The organism is Pseudomonas sp. EMN2 (assembly GCF_009650555.1).
Classification (GTDB): domain Bacteria; phylum Pseudomonadota; class Gammaproteobacteria; order Pseudomonadales; family Pseudomonadaceae; genus Aquipseudomonas; species Aquipseudomonas sichuanensis.
This window is the reverse complement of record NZ_VZZR01000014.1, coordinates 14,742-29,161: the sequence shown is the minus strand read 5'-3', so window position 1 is coordinate 29,161 and position 14,420 is coordinate 14,742. Positions and strand designations below refer to the sequence as shown.

Here is a 14,420-nt window from a genome sequence, read left to right as displayed (position 1 = left end):
GCGCCACCGACCCGTACCGGCACTGTGCCACTTATTTTTGGCGCCAACCCCGCGTCGTCATCACCTCGTCATAAAACCGCAATAACTTCAGGCACCTACCTCCACTCCCCGCAGGAAGTCCGCGGCTATGCGCCTGAAGTGGCTGACCAATTTCAACACCCTGTTGCTGGTAACCGTGTGCATCGCCCTGGGCGCGACCCTGTGGTGGTCGCAGCGTGCACTGGAGCGCCCCTATCAACTGATGGAGCGCTACCTGGGCCTGTCGCAGCAGTTCCAGAACGACGCCGCGCGCAACACCCAGGCCTACCTGGCCAGCGGTGACGCCCTGCGCCATGCCGCCGCCGTGGAAGCCAACCAGCAACTGCAAGCCGCCCTGGCCGACTGGCCCGAGGAGTTGTCGGGCACACTGCGCCCGAGCCTCGACAGCCTGCAGGCCTTCACCGCCAACGAACTGCTGGCCGCCGGCAAGCTGGCCGGCGACCCGCAGGCCCTGCTGTTGCAGGCCGAGCGCGAACTGGGGGCCAACCTTGAGCAACTGGCAGGCTACGCCCGCGACAGCGGCAGCGCCGAGGCCGGCCGCTACCTTGCTCCGCTGATGGACGCCACCCTGCACCTGGGCCGGCTGTCACTGGCACGCGACAAGCTGGTCAGCAGTGGCCGCGCGGAACTGGCCGATGAAGTGCAGCGCGAACTGCAGTTGATCGCCGCCCAGGCCCAGACCCTCGACGGCCTGCCGCTGCTGGGGGTGACCCGCGCCGCCGAATCCAACGCCGACGACTTCGCCGCCATGATGGGCCTGGACGCGCAAACCAGCGCCCAGCAGGAAGACATCGCGGTTGGCCTCAAGCGCGAGCTGCAAAGCCTGCTCAACCGTTACCCCGCCGAGCTGCAACGCACTCGCGAGCAGATCGAGCGGCGCGCCGCCCTCGCCGCCAGCACCGGCGAGCGTCTTGACGCCGTGCAGCAGGCCATCGCCGGGCTGGAGCCACAAGTGCGCGCCCAGCACGGCAAGATCGCCGGCGAAGTGCGTATCCTCCAGGGCCTGATGATCGGCCTGATCCTGCTCATCGCCCTGCTGATCGACACCCTGCAACGGCGCCTGGCACGCACCCTGACCGGGCTGGCGCCAGCCCTGTCGCGCTGGGCCGAGGGCGACTTCGCCCAGGCCATCGAGCTGGGCAAGACCAACCGCGAACTGCACGATATCCAGGAATCGTTGAACCGCCTGCGCCAGTATCTGGTGGAGTTGGTCGGCACCATCCGCCACAACGCCGAGCAGGTGGCCGGCAGCAGCCACGCCCTGGCCGGCATGAGCAGCGCCCTGCACGACGGCGCCGAACGCCAGGCCGGCGACACCGCGCAGATCCGCGATGCCCTGAGCGAGCTGGAGGCGACCATCCAGCAGGTGGCCGGCGATGCCAGCGCCGCCGCCGAGGCCAGCCACCACGCCGGGCGTGCCGTGGAACAGGGCCAGACGGTGATCGGCCAGAGCCTGTCCGGGCTGCGTTCGCTGGTCGATGAGGTACAGGGCAACGCCCGCATGATCGAACAACTGGCCGAGGAGTCGGCCACCATCGGCGGTGTGCTCACGGTGATCCGCGCGATTGCCGAACAGACCAACCTGCTGGCCCTCAACGCCGCCATCGAAGCCGCCCGGGCCGGTGAAATGGGCCGTGGGTTTGCCGTGGTGGCCGACGAAGTGCGCTCGCTGGCCCAGCGCACCACCGGCGCCACCGGCGAGATTCAGGCGCTGATCGACCGCCTGCAGCAGGCCGCCCGCGATTCGGTGGATGGCATGCGTGCCCAGCTGGAGCATGCCGAGGCCACCGCCAACCAGGCGCAATCGGCCGATGGCGCGCTGGACGAGATCGTCAGCGCCATCCGTACCATTGCCGACACCGCCGTGCGGATTGCCGATGTGACCGCGCAGCAGACCGGCGCGGTGAGCGAGATTCGCGGGCACAGCGAGCGGATTCACGAGCTGGGTGAGGACAACCTGCAGCGCATTGGCGAAGGGCGCGAGCAGGGGGAGCAGTTGCTCAAGCTGGGTGGCGAGTTGAATACGGCGGTGCGCCGATGCGACTTGCCCCGCGATGGCCCATAGCCTCGCCAACTCCGCTATGATGCCCGCCAAGTTCCACCTCGCGAGTCCGCCATGCGCCGCCTGTTTTTCCTGCTGTTCCTGCTGCTGGCCAGCCCCGCCTTCGCCAGCGGCCTGCTCGACAACCGCCCCAGCGCCACCCTCGGCGCCGCCTCGCTGTCCAACAGCGCCGACTTCCTGCCGGTACACGAAGCCTTCAAGCTCAGCCTGGTCCAGGCAGACGCGCAGACCATCAAGCTGCGTTTCGTCGCCACCGACGGCTACTACCTGTACCGCCACCGCTTCCAGTTTCGCACCGAACCTGCCGACATCACCCTGGGCGCACCGAACATCCCCAAGGGCGAGGCCAAGCACGACGAGTTCTTCGGCGACGTCGAGGTGTACCACGGCGTCCTCGACATCGAGCTGCCACGCACCGATCAACGTGCCTTCACCCTGCTGGTGGGCTACCAGGGTTGCGCCGACAAGGGCCTGTGCTACCCGCCGGAAACCGCACGGCTGAGCATCGAGGGTGAGGGCGGCACGCTGCCGGCCACCGCTGAAGCGGGCTGGAACTGGAAGTCCCTCGCGCTGTTCTTCCTGGCCGGCCTGGGCCTGACCTTCACCCCCTGCGTGCTGCCGATGCTGCCGATCCTGTCCGGGGTGGTGCTGCGCGGCCAGGTTGGCGGCCTGCGCGGCCTGTCGCTGTCGCTGGCGTATGTGCTGCCGATGGCGGCCAGTTTCGCCGTGCTGGGGGCGCTGATGGGCCTGTTCGGCGCCGGCCTCAATCTGCAGGCACGCCTGCAGTCGGCCTGGGTGCTGGTGCCGTTTGCCGGGTTCTTCGTGTTGTTCGCCCTGGCCATGTTCGGCCTGTTCGAGATCAAGCTGCCACAGGCGCTGGGTAACCGCCTGGAGAACGTCGCCAACCACACCCGCGGCGGCTCGCTGCTGGGTGCGGCGGTGCTGGGCGTGCTGTCGAGCCTGCTGGTTTCCCCCTGTGTTTCGGCGCCGTTGGCCGGTGCGCTGCTGTACATCAGCGCCAGCGGCGACGCCGTGGGTGGCGCGCTGAAACTGTTCGCCCTGGGCCTGGGCATGGGCGCCCCGCTGCTGCTGGTGGCCACCGGCGGCGCGGCCTGGCTGCCGAAAAGCGGGCCGTGGATGAACACCGTCAAGAACGCCATTGGCGTTCTGCTGCTGGGCCTGGCCATCGGCCTGCTCAGCCGCGTACTGCCGGGGCCGCTGACCCTGCTGCTGGTCGGCCTGCTGGCCGCTGGCGTGGCGCTGTTCCTGGGCGCCCTGGAGTTCGTGGTCAAGTCACCGCGCCAACGCCTGGCGCAACTGCTCGGCCTGGCGCTGCTGGTGTACGCACTGGCCTGCTGGTACGGCGCCCTGAACGGCCAGGGCGACCCGCTGCGCCCGCTGCCGGCACCGGTCGCGGCCACTGCCGCAACCCAGGCCAAGGCCGATGCCTGGCAGACCGTCACCACCCCGGCCGCCCTCGACGCGGCCCTGGCCGAGGCCAAGGCTGCAGGCCAACCAGTGCTGCTCGACTGGTACGCCGACTGGTGCATCAGTTGCAAGGTGATCGAGCACGAAGTACTCAACGCCGAGCCTGTGCTCAAACAATTGGGCGCGTTCCGCCTGCTGCGCTTCGATATCACCCAGAGCAACGCCGAACAGCGCGCCCTGCTCGACCGCTACCGCCTGTTCGGCCCGCCCGCGCTGATGTTCTTTGCGGCGAACGGCAGCGAAATAACCGCTGATCGGGTGATCGGCGAGATAAACGCCGGCGATTTTGCACAGGTTTTGGCGCGCGTGCGCGGCCAACTCGGTCTATAACTTCCCGCGACCGGTGAAAAACCGGTAACAAGTGACCAGAGTTAATCATCTGGTCACATACTTTGCGCGAATCTCGGTCATCGTGCTGGCTATTGCCGGGAACTGGACACTCATCGCTGCTTGCGGCATAGTCGCCGCGCTATGTCGAATTGCCCTACAAAATCAAGGAATCGCAGATGGCAACCCTACTGGTGCTGCACGGCCCCAACCTGAACCTGCTCGGCACCCGCGAACCGGGCCACTATGGCGCAGCCACGCTGGCGCAGATCAATCAGGACCTGGAGCAGCGCGCCCGCGCCGCCGGCCACCATCTGCAATACCTGCAGAGCAATGCCGAATATGAATTGATCGACCGTATCCACGCCGCGCGCAACGAAGGCGTGGACTTCATCCTGATCAATCCGGCCGCTTTTACCCACACCAGCGTCGCATTACGTGACGCATTGCTCGCGGTGAGCATCCCATTCATCGAAGTGCACTTGTCCAACGTGCACAAACGCGAGCCGTTCCGTCATCACTCCTACTTCTCCGATGTTGCCGTAGGGGTGATCTGCGGCCTGGGCGCCACCGGTTACCGGCTGGCCCTGGAGTCTGCGCTGGAACACCTGGCTGCCAACGCACAGCCCTGATGACACAAGGCCTTGGCCCACCGGCCAAGGCTCAGAAGAAACGTTTTCGACACGTTTTCAAATTAAGTCCCCGACCGAACCTTGGGAGTTGCTGATTAATGGATATCCGTAAAGTCAAAAAGCTGATCGAACTGCTGGAAGAGTCCGGCATCGACGAACTGGAGATCAAGGAAGGCGAAGAGTCCGTTCGCATCAGCCGTAACAGCAAGACCCCGGCCGCTCAACAGTACTACGCACCTGCTCCGGTAGCCGCGCCTGTCGCCGCCCCGGTTGCCGCTGCTGCCGCTCCAGCTGCCGAAGCCGCCGCTGCCGCCCCGGCCCTGAAAGGCACCGTGGTGCGCTCGCCGATGGTCGGCACCTTCTACCGCAAGCCTTCGCCGACCTCGCCGAACTACGCCGAAGTGGGCCAGACCGTGAAGAAGGGCGACACCCTGTGCATCGTCGAAGCCATGAAGATGATGAACCACATCGAATGCGAAATCGGCGGTGTGATCGACGCCATCCTGGTAGAAGACGGTCAGCCGGTTGAATACGACCAGCCGCTGTTCACCATCGTTTGAACCGCGGAGAGCCAACGATGTCTGGGAAGCTCGAAAAAGTCCTGATCGCCAACCGCGGGGAAATTGCCCTGCGGATCCTGCGTGCCTGCAAAGAACAGGGCATCAAGACCGTCGCCGTCTACTCCAAGGCCGACGTTGAACTGATGCACCTGGGCCTGGCCGACGAGACGGTCTGCATCGGCCCTGCGCCGTCCAAGGAATCCTACCTGCACATCCCGGCGATCATCGCCGCTGCTGAAGTGACAGGCGCCACTGCCATCCACCCGGGTTACGGCTTCCTCGCGGAAAACGCCGATTTCGCCGAACAGGTGGAAAACTCCGGCTACATCTTCATCGGCCCGAAAGCCGACACCATCCGCCTGATGGGCGACAAGGTGTCGGCCAAGGACGCCATGATCAAGTCGGGCGTACCGACCGTTCCGGGCTCCGACGGCCCGCTGCCGGAAGACGAAGAAACCGCGCTGGCAATCGCCCGCGAGGTGGGTTACCCGGTGATCATCAAGGCCGCCGGTGGCGGTGGTGGTCGCGGCATGCGCGTGGTGCACAAGGAAGAAGACCTGATCGAATCGGCCAAGCTGACCCGCACCGAAGCCGGTGCTGCGTTCGGCAACCCGATGGTCTACCTGGAGAAGTTCCTGACCAACCCACGTCACGTGGAAGTGCAGGTACTGTCCGACGGCCAGGGCAACGCCGTGCACCTGGGCGACCGTGACTGCTCGCTGCAGCGCCGTCACCAGAAGGTTCTCGAAGAAGCGCCGGCCCCGGGCATCGACGAGAAAGCCCGCCAGGAAGTGTTCAAGCGTTGCGTCGACGCGTGCATCGAGATCGGCTACCGCGGTGCCGGTACCTTCGAGTTCCTGTACGAGAACGGGCGCTTCTACTTCATCGAGATGAACACCCGCGTCCAGGTCGAGCACCCGGTTTCGGAAATGGTCACCGGCATCGACATCGTCAAGGAGATGCTCAGCATCGCCGCTGGCAACAAGCTGTCGTTCCGCCAGGAAGACGTGGTGATCCGTGGCCACTCGCTGGAGTGCCGGATCAACGCCGAAGACCCGAAGAAGTTCATCCCGAGCCCAGGCAAGGTCAAGCACTTCCACGCCCCGGGTGGCAACGGCGTGCGCGTCGATTCGCACCTGTACAGCGGTTATTCGGTTCCGCCGAACTACGACTCGCTGATCGGCAAGCTGATCACCTACGGCAAGGACCGCGACGAAGCCATGGCGCGCATGCGCAATGCCCTGGACGAGATCGTCGTCGACGGCATCAAGACCAACATCCCGCTGCACCGCGACCTGGTGCGTGATGAAGGTTTCTGCAAAGGCGGCATCAACATCCACTACCTCGAGCACAAACTGGCCAACCAGGAGTGATCGCGTTAGCGAGATGAAAGAACCCCGGCCCAGTGCCGGGGTTTTTTATTGCCTGCGAAAACCTGGGGCCGCTGCGCGTCCCAATCGCCGGCAAGCCGGCTCCCACAGGGACAGCACATGTCTCAGGCCTTGCACGCCCTGTGTGGGAGCTGGCTTGCCAGCGATGGAATGCGCAGCAGCCTCCTGATCCGTCTGCTAGGCCAGCAGTAGCGAGGGTGCCTGGTCGGACCAAGCCTGCTGGTAAGCCTGGATATACCCATGCAGGGCATCACCGGCATGACCCTGCTCCAGCAGTGCCTGCAGGTCCATCACATGATCGAACAGCACCTCGCGCAGGCGCTGCACATAAAGCGTCGAATCCAGCAGCTCGGCAGGGCGTTGCGACCAGTGGCGCCGCAGCGTGTCGTCATAGGCAGTGACGAAACGCACGCTGACACTTTCGATCACGATCTCCACGCTTTCATGCAGGCCTTCCGGCACCTGCTCCCGCCACGGCTGCTCGGCGCCAGTCGCAGCCTCTGCAAACAACCCGCTGGCACGCACGAGCGAGGCCTGGTAAAGCGCAGACAGCAGTTCCGGAGTGAGCGCCACTTCTGGCACCAGAAACTGGAATTCGACCGCAATCTGCTCTTCGATCACCGCCTGCAGCGGCATCTGCGTAGCCAGGCGCTCCTCGACGATTTCGCCCCATTGAGTCATCCGCGCGGCCAGTGTTTCGTTGGTCATCATCAGTACCTCACCGTGAAAGTGGCTGCAGTCTGACGCTGACCAGAAACGAATCCGCGGTATCTATTGCTATGCCCCGCTCGCTGCCTCACTCCCTTTTAGCGGCCGCCTGACGTAAACTGGCGCCCTTTCGCGCAGCCTCGGGCTGCCCCTGTCGATTTACCAAAGGTGCCCGCCATGCCCTGGCTGCAAGTACGCCTGGCCATCAGCCCGGAACAAGCCGAAACCTACGAAGACGCCCTGCTGGAAGTGGGTGCGGTGTCGGTGACCTTCATGGACGCCGAAGACCAGCCGATCTTCGAACCGGACCTCAACACCACCCCGCTGTGGTCGCACACTCACCTGCTGGCGCTGTTCGAGGCCGACACCCAGCCCGATGCGGTATTCGCCCACCTGACCCTGCTGACCGGCGCCGCATTGCCCGAGCACCAGGCCGAGGTGATCGAGGACCAGGACTGGGAACGCAGCTGGATGGACGGCTTCCAGCCAATGCGCTTCGGCCAGCGCCTGTGGATCGTGCCGAGCTGGCACGAGGCGCCGGAACAGGACGCGGTCAACCTGCTGCTCGACCCGGGCCTGGCGTTCGGCACCGGCACCCACCCGACCACCGCACTGTGCCTGGAATGGCTCGACGGCCAACAGCTGCAAGGCACCCAGGTACTGGACTTCGGCTGCGGCTCGGGCATCCTCGCCATCGCCGCGCTGCTGCTCGGCGCCCGTGAAGCGGTCGGCACCGACATCGACGTGCAGGCGCTGGAAGCCTCGCGCGACAATGCCCAGCGCAATGGCATCGCCGACGACAGGTTCCCCCTGTACCTGCCTGAGCACATGCCGGCCATGCAGGCCGATGTGCTGGTCGCCAACATCCTGGCCGGCCCGCTGGTGGCGCTGGCGCCGCAACTGTCCGGCCTGGTTCGCCCCGGCGGCTTGCTGGCGCTGTCGGGCATCCTTGCCGAACAGGGTGAGGAAGTGGCCGCGGCCTACGCCGCCGACTTCGACTTGGACCCGATTGTCGTGCGCGACGGCTGGGTACGGATCAGTGGTCGCCGCCGTTAAGCGCGCCTAGACTCAATACCTGCACAGCCCCCGGACCGCCGCATGACCGACAGTTTCGTCACCCAGTGCCCACATTGCCAGACCAGCTTTCGCGTCACCCATCACCAGTTGAGCGTGGCGCGTGGCGTGGTGCGCTGCGGCAACTGCCTGCAGGTGTTCAACGCCGCCAAGCAGTTGCTGGAGCAGAATCGCGCGGCCACGGGGCAGCCAGCCGCTCCGGCCGCCGAGCCTGAGCAGCCGGTCGAGCCTGAGCAGCCGGTCATGGCGCCGGCCATCGAGCCGGTGCCGCCGGTCAAGCAGGACTGGGCCAGCACCGCCGAGGCGCTGGAGGACTTCGACCTCGATCAGGAACTGGCTCGCCTCGAACGGCGCAGCCCAGGCGACCGGCGGGCCGCCACACCAGCACCCACCTTGCATGCCAGCCGTGACGAGCACGGCGTCGACGAACTCAGCGACGAGCCATTCGGCACCGCCACCGACGCCCCTGTCGAGCCTGTGGCGCAGCACACCGAGGCACCGGTACTGGTCGAACAGGAGCCGCTGGACCTGGAACCGGCTGCCGATGAACGCACCGAACCGACCCTGGGCAGCGCCAAGCTCGAGCTGGACGACGAACCGGCCGTCAGCCGCCCGCCACTCGATGATGACCTGGACGCGCCGGTCGAGCGCTTGTCCAGCCACGACGAGCCGCTCCCCGAGCCAGGCCTGTCGGCACTGGACGACGACCTGCGCAGCGAACGCCTGTCGGCCCGCGATGCCGACGAACTGGACGAACTGCCCGAAGAGCGCGTGGAGCCGAGCCTGGCGCTCAAACCCGAGCGCGCGCGCAAGGAACCGCTGGTCGATGTGGTCGACGATCCCTTGCAGCTGGGCTGGGAGAAACCCGCTCCGAACTGGGGCAAGCGCCTGTTATGGGGGCTGCTGACGCTGCTGGCGGCCGGTTTGCTGGCGTTCCAGTACATCTGGTACCACTTCGACGAAATGGCTCGCCAGGACCAGTACCGCCCGTGGTTCCAGCAGCTGTGCCCGATGCTCGGCTGCCAGGTGCCGACCCGCGTCGACATCTCACGGATCAAGAGCAGCAACCTGGTGGTGCGCAGCCACCCTGACTTCAAAGGCGCGCTGATCGTCGATGCGATCATCTACAACCGCGCGCCCTTCGCCCAGCCTTTCCCGCTGCTGGAACTGCGTTTCGCCGACCTCAATGGCCAGTTGATCGCCAGCCGGCGCTTCAAGCCCAGCGAGTACCTCTCGGGGGAGTTGGCAGGCCGTGGCGAGATGCCCAGCCAGACACCGATCCACATCGCCCTGGACATCCTCGACCCAGGGCCCAAGGCGGTGAACTACAGCCTGAGCTTCCGCTCGCCGGAGTGATCACCAAACCTGTGGCAGGTCATGCATTGGGCACGTGGGAGCGGGCTTGCCCCGCGATGGATGGTACCGGCTACGCCGGCATCGCGGGGCAAGCCCGCTCCCACGGGGTCCGCACCAACCCACACAAATGTCATAAGCCGACAACTGTTCAGATTTTATCCAAATCCTTCTTTATCCAGTCATCGAGAGCGGGTATCATGCCCACCCTTTTTCGACTCCAATGATTCGGCCCCACAACAGGGAACACCTATGTCGGCGGTACGCATCGGCCCATACACACTGCACAACAACCTGATCCTTGCACCAATGGCCGGGGTCACGGACCAACCTTTCCGTACGTTGTGCAAACGCCTGGGGGCGGGCATGGTGGTGTCGGAAATGGTGTCCAGCGACATGAGCCTGTGGAACAGCCGCAAGTCGAGCCTGCGCCGCATCCACGAAGGTGATCCCGAGCCGCGCTCGGTACAGATCGCCGGTGGTGATGCGCAGATGATGGCAGCCGCTGCACGGGCCAACGTCGAAGCTGGCGCCCAGATCATCGACATCAACATGGGTTGCCCGGCGAAAAAAGTCTGCAACAAGGCCGCCGGCTCTGCTTTATTGAGAGACGAAGCCTTGGTCAGCGAGATCCTCCACGCCGTGGTCGGCGCTGTCGAGGTACCGGTGACCCTGAAGATCCGCACCGGCTGGGACCGGGCGAACAAGAACGGCCTGAACGTGGCGAAGATCGCCGAACAGGCCGGAATCCAGGCGCTGGCGGTGCATGGCCGCACACGCGCCGACCTGTACACCGGTGACGCCGAGTACGACACCATCGCCGCTATCAAGCAGGCGGTGTCGATCCCGGTATTCGCCAACGGCGACATCACCTCGCCGGAAAAGGCCCGGGCGGTGCTGGACGCCACCGGGGTCGACGGCCTGCTGATCGGCCGTGCCGCCCAGGGGCGGCCGTGGATTTTCCGCGAGATCGAGCATTACCTGCGCACCGGCGAGCACCTGCCCGCCCCTGCGCTGGACGAAGTGGAACGTATTCTGCTGGAACACCTGGCCGCGTTGCATGCCTTCTACGGCGATGTGATGGGTGTGCGGATCGCCCGCAAGCACGTTGGCTGGTACCTGGCAACCCGACCTGGCGGCAAGGAGTTCCGCAGCCAGTTCAACGCTTTGCAAGACACACAAGCGCAGTGCGCCAACGTTCAGGCTTATTTCGCCGAACGTCGACAGAGCCTTGGGACAGAGGACGAACAAGGGGTGGCCGCATGACGATGATGACCGAGACATTAGTGAGTGGAACAACGCCCGTGAGCGATAACGCCAACCTCAAGCAGCACCTGAACACGCCGAGCGAGGAGGGCCAGACCCTGCGCGACAGCGTCGAGAAGGCGCTGCACAACTACTTCGCCCACCTGGAAGGCGCTACCGTCACGGACGTGTACAACCTGGTGCTCTCCGAAGTCGAGGCGCCCCTGCTCGAAAGCGTGATGAACTACGTCAAGGGCAACCAGACCAAGGCCAGCGAGATGCTCGGGCTCAACCGAGGCACGCTGCGCAAGAAGCTCAAGCAGTACGATCTGTTGTAAGGCCAGAACCCCAACCAAAAAGGCGCTCGTAACGAGGCGCCTTTTTTGCTGACTCCACCGCGTTATGGAATCTGAAATGACCGACCAGACTACCCGCCTGCCGATCCGCCGCGCTTTGATCAGCGTCTCCGACAAGACCGGGATCCTCGAATTCGCCCGTGAGCTGCAACAGCTCGGTGTCGAGATCCTGTCCACCGGCGGCACCTACAAGCTGCTCAAGGACAACGGCGTCAACGCGGTGGAAGTGGCCGACTACACCGGCTTCGCCGAAATGATGGACGGCCGGGTCAAGACCCTGCATCCGAAGATCCACGGCGGCATCCTCGGCCGTCGCGGCACCGACGACGCCATCATGAACGAGCACGGCATCAAGCCGATCGACCTGGTCGCGGTCAACCTGTACCCGTTCGAAGCCACCATCAGCAAACCGGGCTGCGATCTGCCGACCGCCATCGAGAACATCGACATCGGCGGCCCGACCATGGTCCGTTCGGCAGCCAAGAACCACAAAGACGTGGCCATCGTGGTCAACGCCAGCGACTACGCCGGTATCGTCGAAGGCCTGAAGGCCGGCGGCCTGACCTACGCCCAACGCTTCGACCTGATGCTCAAGGCGTTCGAGCACACCGCCGCCTACGACGGCATGATCGCCAACTACATGGGCACCATCAACCAGGCCAAGGACACCCTGAGCACCGAAGATCGCAGCGAGTTCCCGCGCACCTTCAACAGCCAGTTCGTCAAGGCCCAGGAAATGCGCTACGGCGAGAACCCGCACCAGAGCGCGGCGTTCTACGTTGAAGCCAAGAAAGGCGAAGCCAGCATCTCCACCGCCATCCAGCTGCAAGGCAAGGAGCTGTCGTTCAACAACGTGGCCGACACCGACGCCGCGCTGGAATGCGTGAAGAGCTTCGTCAAGCCGGCCTGCGTCATCGTCAAGCACGCCAACCCGTGCGGCGTCGCAGTAGTGCCGGAAAACGAAGGCGGCATCCGCAAGGCCTACGACCTGGCCTACGCCACCGACACCGAATCGGCCTTCGGCGGCATCATCGCCTTCAACCGCGAGCTGGATGGCGAAACCGCCCAAGCCATCGTCGACCGCCAGTTCGTCGAAGTGATCATCGCCCCGAAAATCTCCCAGGCCGCCCGCGACGTCGTGGCCGCCAAGCAGAACGTGCGTCTGCTGGAGTGCGGCGAGTGGCCAGCTGAGCGTGCCGCCGGTTGGGACTTCAAGCGCGTCAACGGTGGCCTGCTGGTGCAGAGCCGCGATATCGGCATGATCACTGCCGATGACCTGAAGATCGTCACCAAGCGTGCGCCGACCGAGCAAGAGATCCACGACCTGGTGTTCGCCTGGAAAGTAGCCAAGTTCGTCAAGTCCAACGCCATCGTCTACGCCAAGCAGCGCCAGACCATCGGTGTCGGCGCCGGCCAGATGAGCCGCGTCAACTCGGCGCGCATCGCTGCCATCAAGGCCGAGCATGCCGGCCTGCAGGTACAGGGTGCGGTCATGGCCTCGGATGCGTTCTTCCCGTTCCGTGACGGCATCGACAACGCGGCTAAAGTGGGTATCAGCGCCGTGATCCAGCCAGGTGGCTCGATGCGCGATGCCGAAGTCATCGCCGCTGCCGACGAAGCCGGTATCGCCATGGTCTTCACCGGCATGCGCCACTTCCGCCACTAAACAGATGCCTGGCTGACCCCCACCCCCTGTGGGAGCGGGTTTACCCGCGAATGCGATGCTGGGTTCACCGCCGTATTCGCGGGTGAACCCGCTCCCACAGGCCGGGGTCGCCGACAAACAGAGGTTTTGACATGAAAGTTTTGATCATCGGCAGCGGCGGCCGTGAGCACGCCCTGGCCTGGAAAGTCGCCCAGGACCCACGCGTCGAGAAAGTCTTCGTGGCGCCAGGCAACGCCGGCACCGCCACCGAAGCCAAGTGCGAAAACGTTGCCATCGACGTGACCGCCCTGGAGCAACTGGCCGACTTCGCCGAGAAGAACGTCGACCTGACCATCGTCGGCCCCGAGGCCCCGCTGGTCATCGGCGTTGTCGACCTGTTCCGCAGCCGCGGCCTGGACTGCTTCGGCCCGACCAAGGGCGCCGCCCAGCTGGAAGGTTCCAAGGCCTTCACCAAGGACTTCCTGGCCCGCCACAAGATCCCGACCGCCGACTACCAGAACTTCACCGAGATCGAGCCGGCCCTGGCTTATCTGCGTGAAAAAGGCGCACCAATCGTGATCAAGGCCGACGGCCTGGCCGCCGGCAAAGGCGTGATCGTCGCCATGACCCTGCAGGAAGCCGAAGACGCCGTGCGTGACATGCTCGCCGGCAATGCCTTCGGTGAAGCCGGCTCGCGCGTGGTGATCGAAGAGTTCCTCGACGGCGAGGAAGCCAGCTTCATCGTCATGGTCGACGGCCACAACGTGCTGCCGATGGCCACCAGCCAGGACCACAAGCGCGTCGGCGACCAGGACACCGGCCCGAACACCGGTGGCATGGGCGCCTACTCCCCGGCCCCGGTGGTCACCGCCGAGGTGCACCAGCGCGTGATGGACCAGGTGATCTGGCCGACCGTGCGCGGCATGGCCGAGGAAGGCAACGTCTACACCGGCTTCCTCTACGCAGGCCTGATGATCGACAAGGCGGGCAACCCCAAGGTCATCGAATTCAACTGCCGCTTCGGCGACCCGGAAACCCAGCCAGTCATGCTGCGCCTGGAGTCGAGCCTGGTGCTGCTGATCGAAGCCGCCTTCGCCAAGGCCCTGGACAAAGTCGAAGCGCAGTGGGACCCGCGCCCGAGCCTGGGCGTGGTACTGGCTGCCGGCGGCTATCCGGGCGACTACGCCAAGGGCGCTGCGATCAGCGGCCTGGACGCTGCCGCCAAGCTCGAAGGCAAGGTATTCCACGCCGGTACCGCGTTGAAGGATGACCAGGTGGTCACCGCTGGCGGTCGCGTGCTCTGCGCCACCGCCATGGGCGATACCGTCGAGGCCGCCCAGCAACAGGCCTACCGCCTGGCCAAGGAGGTCAAGTGGGAAGGCAGCTTCTACCGCAGCGACATCGGCTACCGGGCCATTGCCCGCGAGCGCGGTGAACACCAGCAGTAATGCTCAAGCCCAGGGCCGTCGCGCACGGCCCTCGGCTCGTCGGCAAGGCCCCCACGGGGCCTTGCCTTCGCCTTGGCGCGCCGCGCATAGTT

General features: G+C 65.2%; 12 protein-coding genes. 11 read left to right on the top strand and 1 reads right to left on the bottom strand.

Annotation, left to right across the window (positions count from 1 at the left end; translation table 11 throughout):
• Positions 1–127 precede the first annotated feature (127 nt).
• From F6X61_RS05800 to accC, 5 genes are all read left to right on the top strand, one after another.
• The gene (locus tag F6X61_RS05800) at positions 128–2,104 is read left to right on the top strand and encodes a methyl-accepting chemotaxis protein (protein ID WP_153785786.1); all 1,977 of its coding nucleotides are present in this window, start codon (positions 128–130) and stop codon (positions 2,102–2,104) included.
• Positions 2,105–2,155: 51 nt separating this feature from the next.
• Positions 2,156–3,919 carry a protein-disulfide reductase DsbD gene (locus F6X61_RS05795; protein WP_153785785.1) on the top strand — a complete coding sequence of 588 codons (1,764 nt, stop codon included), beginning with the start codon at positions 2,156–2,158 and terminating at the stop codon, positions 3,917–3,919.
• A gap of 176 nt (positions 3,920–4,095) precedes the next feature.
• The gene (gene aroQ / locus F6X61_RS05790; protein ID WP_011535870.1) at positions 4,096–4,548 is read left to right on the top strand and encodes a type II 3-dehydroquinate dehydratase; all 453 of its coding nucleotides are present in this window, start codon (positions 4,096–4,098) and stop codon (positions 4,546–4,548) included.
• Between the two features lie 98 nt (positions 4,549–4,646).
• The gene (accB, locus tag F6X61_RS05785; protein WP_153785784.1) at positions 4,647–5,108 is read left to right on the top strand and encodes an acetyl-CoA carboxylase biotin carboxyl carrier protein; all 462 of its coding nucleotides are present in this window, start codon (positions 4,647–4,649) and stop codon (positions 5,106–5,108) included.
• Positions 5,109–5,125: 17 nt separating this feature from the next.
• Positions 5,126–6,481, top strand: a complete 1,356-nt coding sequence (accC, locus tag F6X61_RS05780; RefSeq protein WP_153785783.1) for an acetyl-CoA carboxylase biotin carboxylase subunit — start codon at positions 5,126–5,128, stop codon at positions 6,479–6,481.
• 195 nt (positions 6,482–6,676) lie between these two features.
• On the opposite strand, the gene F6X61_RS05775 is transcribed toward accC, so the two are convergent.
• A complete protein-coding gene (locus tag F6X61_RS05775) occupies positions 6,677–7,210 on the bottom strand; it encodes a hypothetical protein (protein WP_153785782.1) in 534 nt (177 codons plus the stop codon).
• A gap of 174 nt (positions 7,211–7,384) precedes the next feature.
• Here F6X61_RS05775 and prmA point away from each other — a divergent pair, with 174 nt between their 5' ends.
• The 6 genes from prmA to purD all read left to right on the top strand — a co-directional run bounded on the left by prmA (position 7,385) and on the right by purD (position 14,328).
• Entirely contained in the window at positions 7,385–8,263 is an 879-nt protein-coding gene (gene prmA, locus F6X61_RS05770; RefSeq protein WP_153785781.1) for a 50S ribosomal protein L11 methyltransferase, read from the top strand.
• Between the two features lie 42 nt (positions 8,264–8,305).
• Positions 8,306–9,637, top strand: coding sequence for a DUF3426 domain-containing protein (locus tag F6X61_RS05765; protein ID WP_153785780.1), 1,332 nt, complete (start codon positions 8,306–8,308; stop codon positions 9,635–9,637).
• A gap of 249 nt (positions 9,638–9,886) precedes the next feature.
• Positions 9,887–10,900 carry a tRNA dihydrouridine synthase DusB gene (gene dusB / locus F6X61_RS05760; protein ID WP_110992941.1) on the top strand — a complete coding sequence of 338 codons (1,014 nt, stop codon included), beginning with the start codon at positions 9,887–9,889 and terminating at the stop codon, positions 10,898–10,900.
• Complete coding sequence (gene fis / locus F6X61_RS05755; RefSeq protein ID WP_008093076.1) at positions 10,897–11,217, top strand: DNA-binding transcriptional regulator Fis; 321 nt, start codon at positions 10,897–10,899, stop codon at positions 11,215–11,217. The genes dusB and fis overlap by 4 nt, the downstream gene beginning before the upstream one ends.
• A gap of 76 nt (positions 11,218–11,293) precedes the next feature.
• The gene (gene purH / locus F6X61_RS05750) at positions 11,294–12,901 is read left to right on the top strand and encodes a bifunctional phosphoribosylaminoimidazolecarboxamide formyltransferase/IMP cyclohydrolase (RefSeq protein WP_153785779.1); all 1,608 of its coding nucleotides are present in this window, start codon (positions 11,294–11,296) and stop codon (positions 12,899–12,901) included.
• Between the two features lie 131 nt (positions 12,902–13,032).
• Positions 13,033–14,328 (top strand): phosphoribosylamine--glycine ligase, encoded by a 1,296-nt coding sequence (gene purD / locus F6X61_RS05745; protein WP_153785778.1) that lies wholly within the window; start codon positions 13,033–13,035, stop codon positions 14,326–14,328.
• The last annotated feature ends 92 nt before the right edge of the window (positions 14,329–14,420 follow it).

Bases quoted from the DNA above. Each gene is read 5' to 3' on its own strand.
- F6X61_RS05800 (WP_153785786.1), top strand. From the start codon at position 128: ATGCGCCTGAAGTGGCTGACCAATTTCAACACCCTGTTGCTGGTAACC.
- F6X61_RS05795 (WP_153785785.1), top strand. From the start codon at position 2,156: ATGCGCCGCCTGTTTTTCCTGCTGTTCCTGCTGCTGGCCAGCCCCGCC.
- aroQ (WP_011535870.1), top strand. From the start codon at position 4,096: ATGGCAACCCTACTGGTGCTGCACGGCCCCAACCTGAACCTGCTCGGC.
- accB (WP_153785784.1), top strand. From the start codon at position 4,647: ATGGATATCCGTAAAGTCAAAAAGCTGATCGAACTGCTGGAAGAGTCC.
- accC (WP_153785783.1), top strand. From the start codon at position 5,126: ATGTCTGGGAAGCTCGAAAAAGTCCTGATCGCCAACCGCGGGGAAATT.
- F6X61_RS05775 (WP_153785782.1), bottom strand. From the start codon at position 7,210: ATGATGACCAACGAAACACTGGCCGCGCGGATGACTCAATGGGGCGAA.
- prmA (WP_153785781.1), top strand. From the start codon at position 7,385: ATGCCCTGGCTGCAAGTACGCCTGGCCATCAGCCCGGAACAAGCCGAA.
- F6X61_RS05765 (WP_153785780.1), top strand. From the start codon at position 8,306: ATGACCGACAGTTTCGTCACCCAGTGCCCACATTGCCAGACCAGCTTT.
- dusB (WP_110992941.1), top strand. From the start codon at position 9,887: ATGTCGGCGGTACGCATCGGCCCATACACACTGCACAACAACCTGATC.
- fis (WP_008093076.1), top strand. From the start codon at position 10,897: ATGACGATGATGACCGAGACATTAGTGAGTGGAACAACGCCCGTGAGC.
- purH (WP_153785779.1), top strand. From the start codon at position 11,294: ATGACCGACCAGACTACCCGCCTGCCGATCCGCCGCGCTTTGATCAGC.
- purD (WP_153785778.1), top strand. From the start codon at position 13,033: ATGAAAGTTTTGATCATCGGCAGCGGCGGCCGTGAGCACGCCCTGGCC.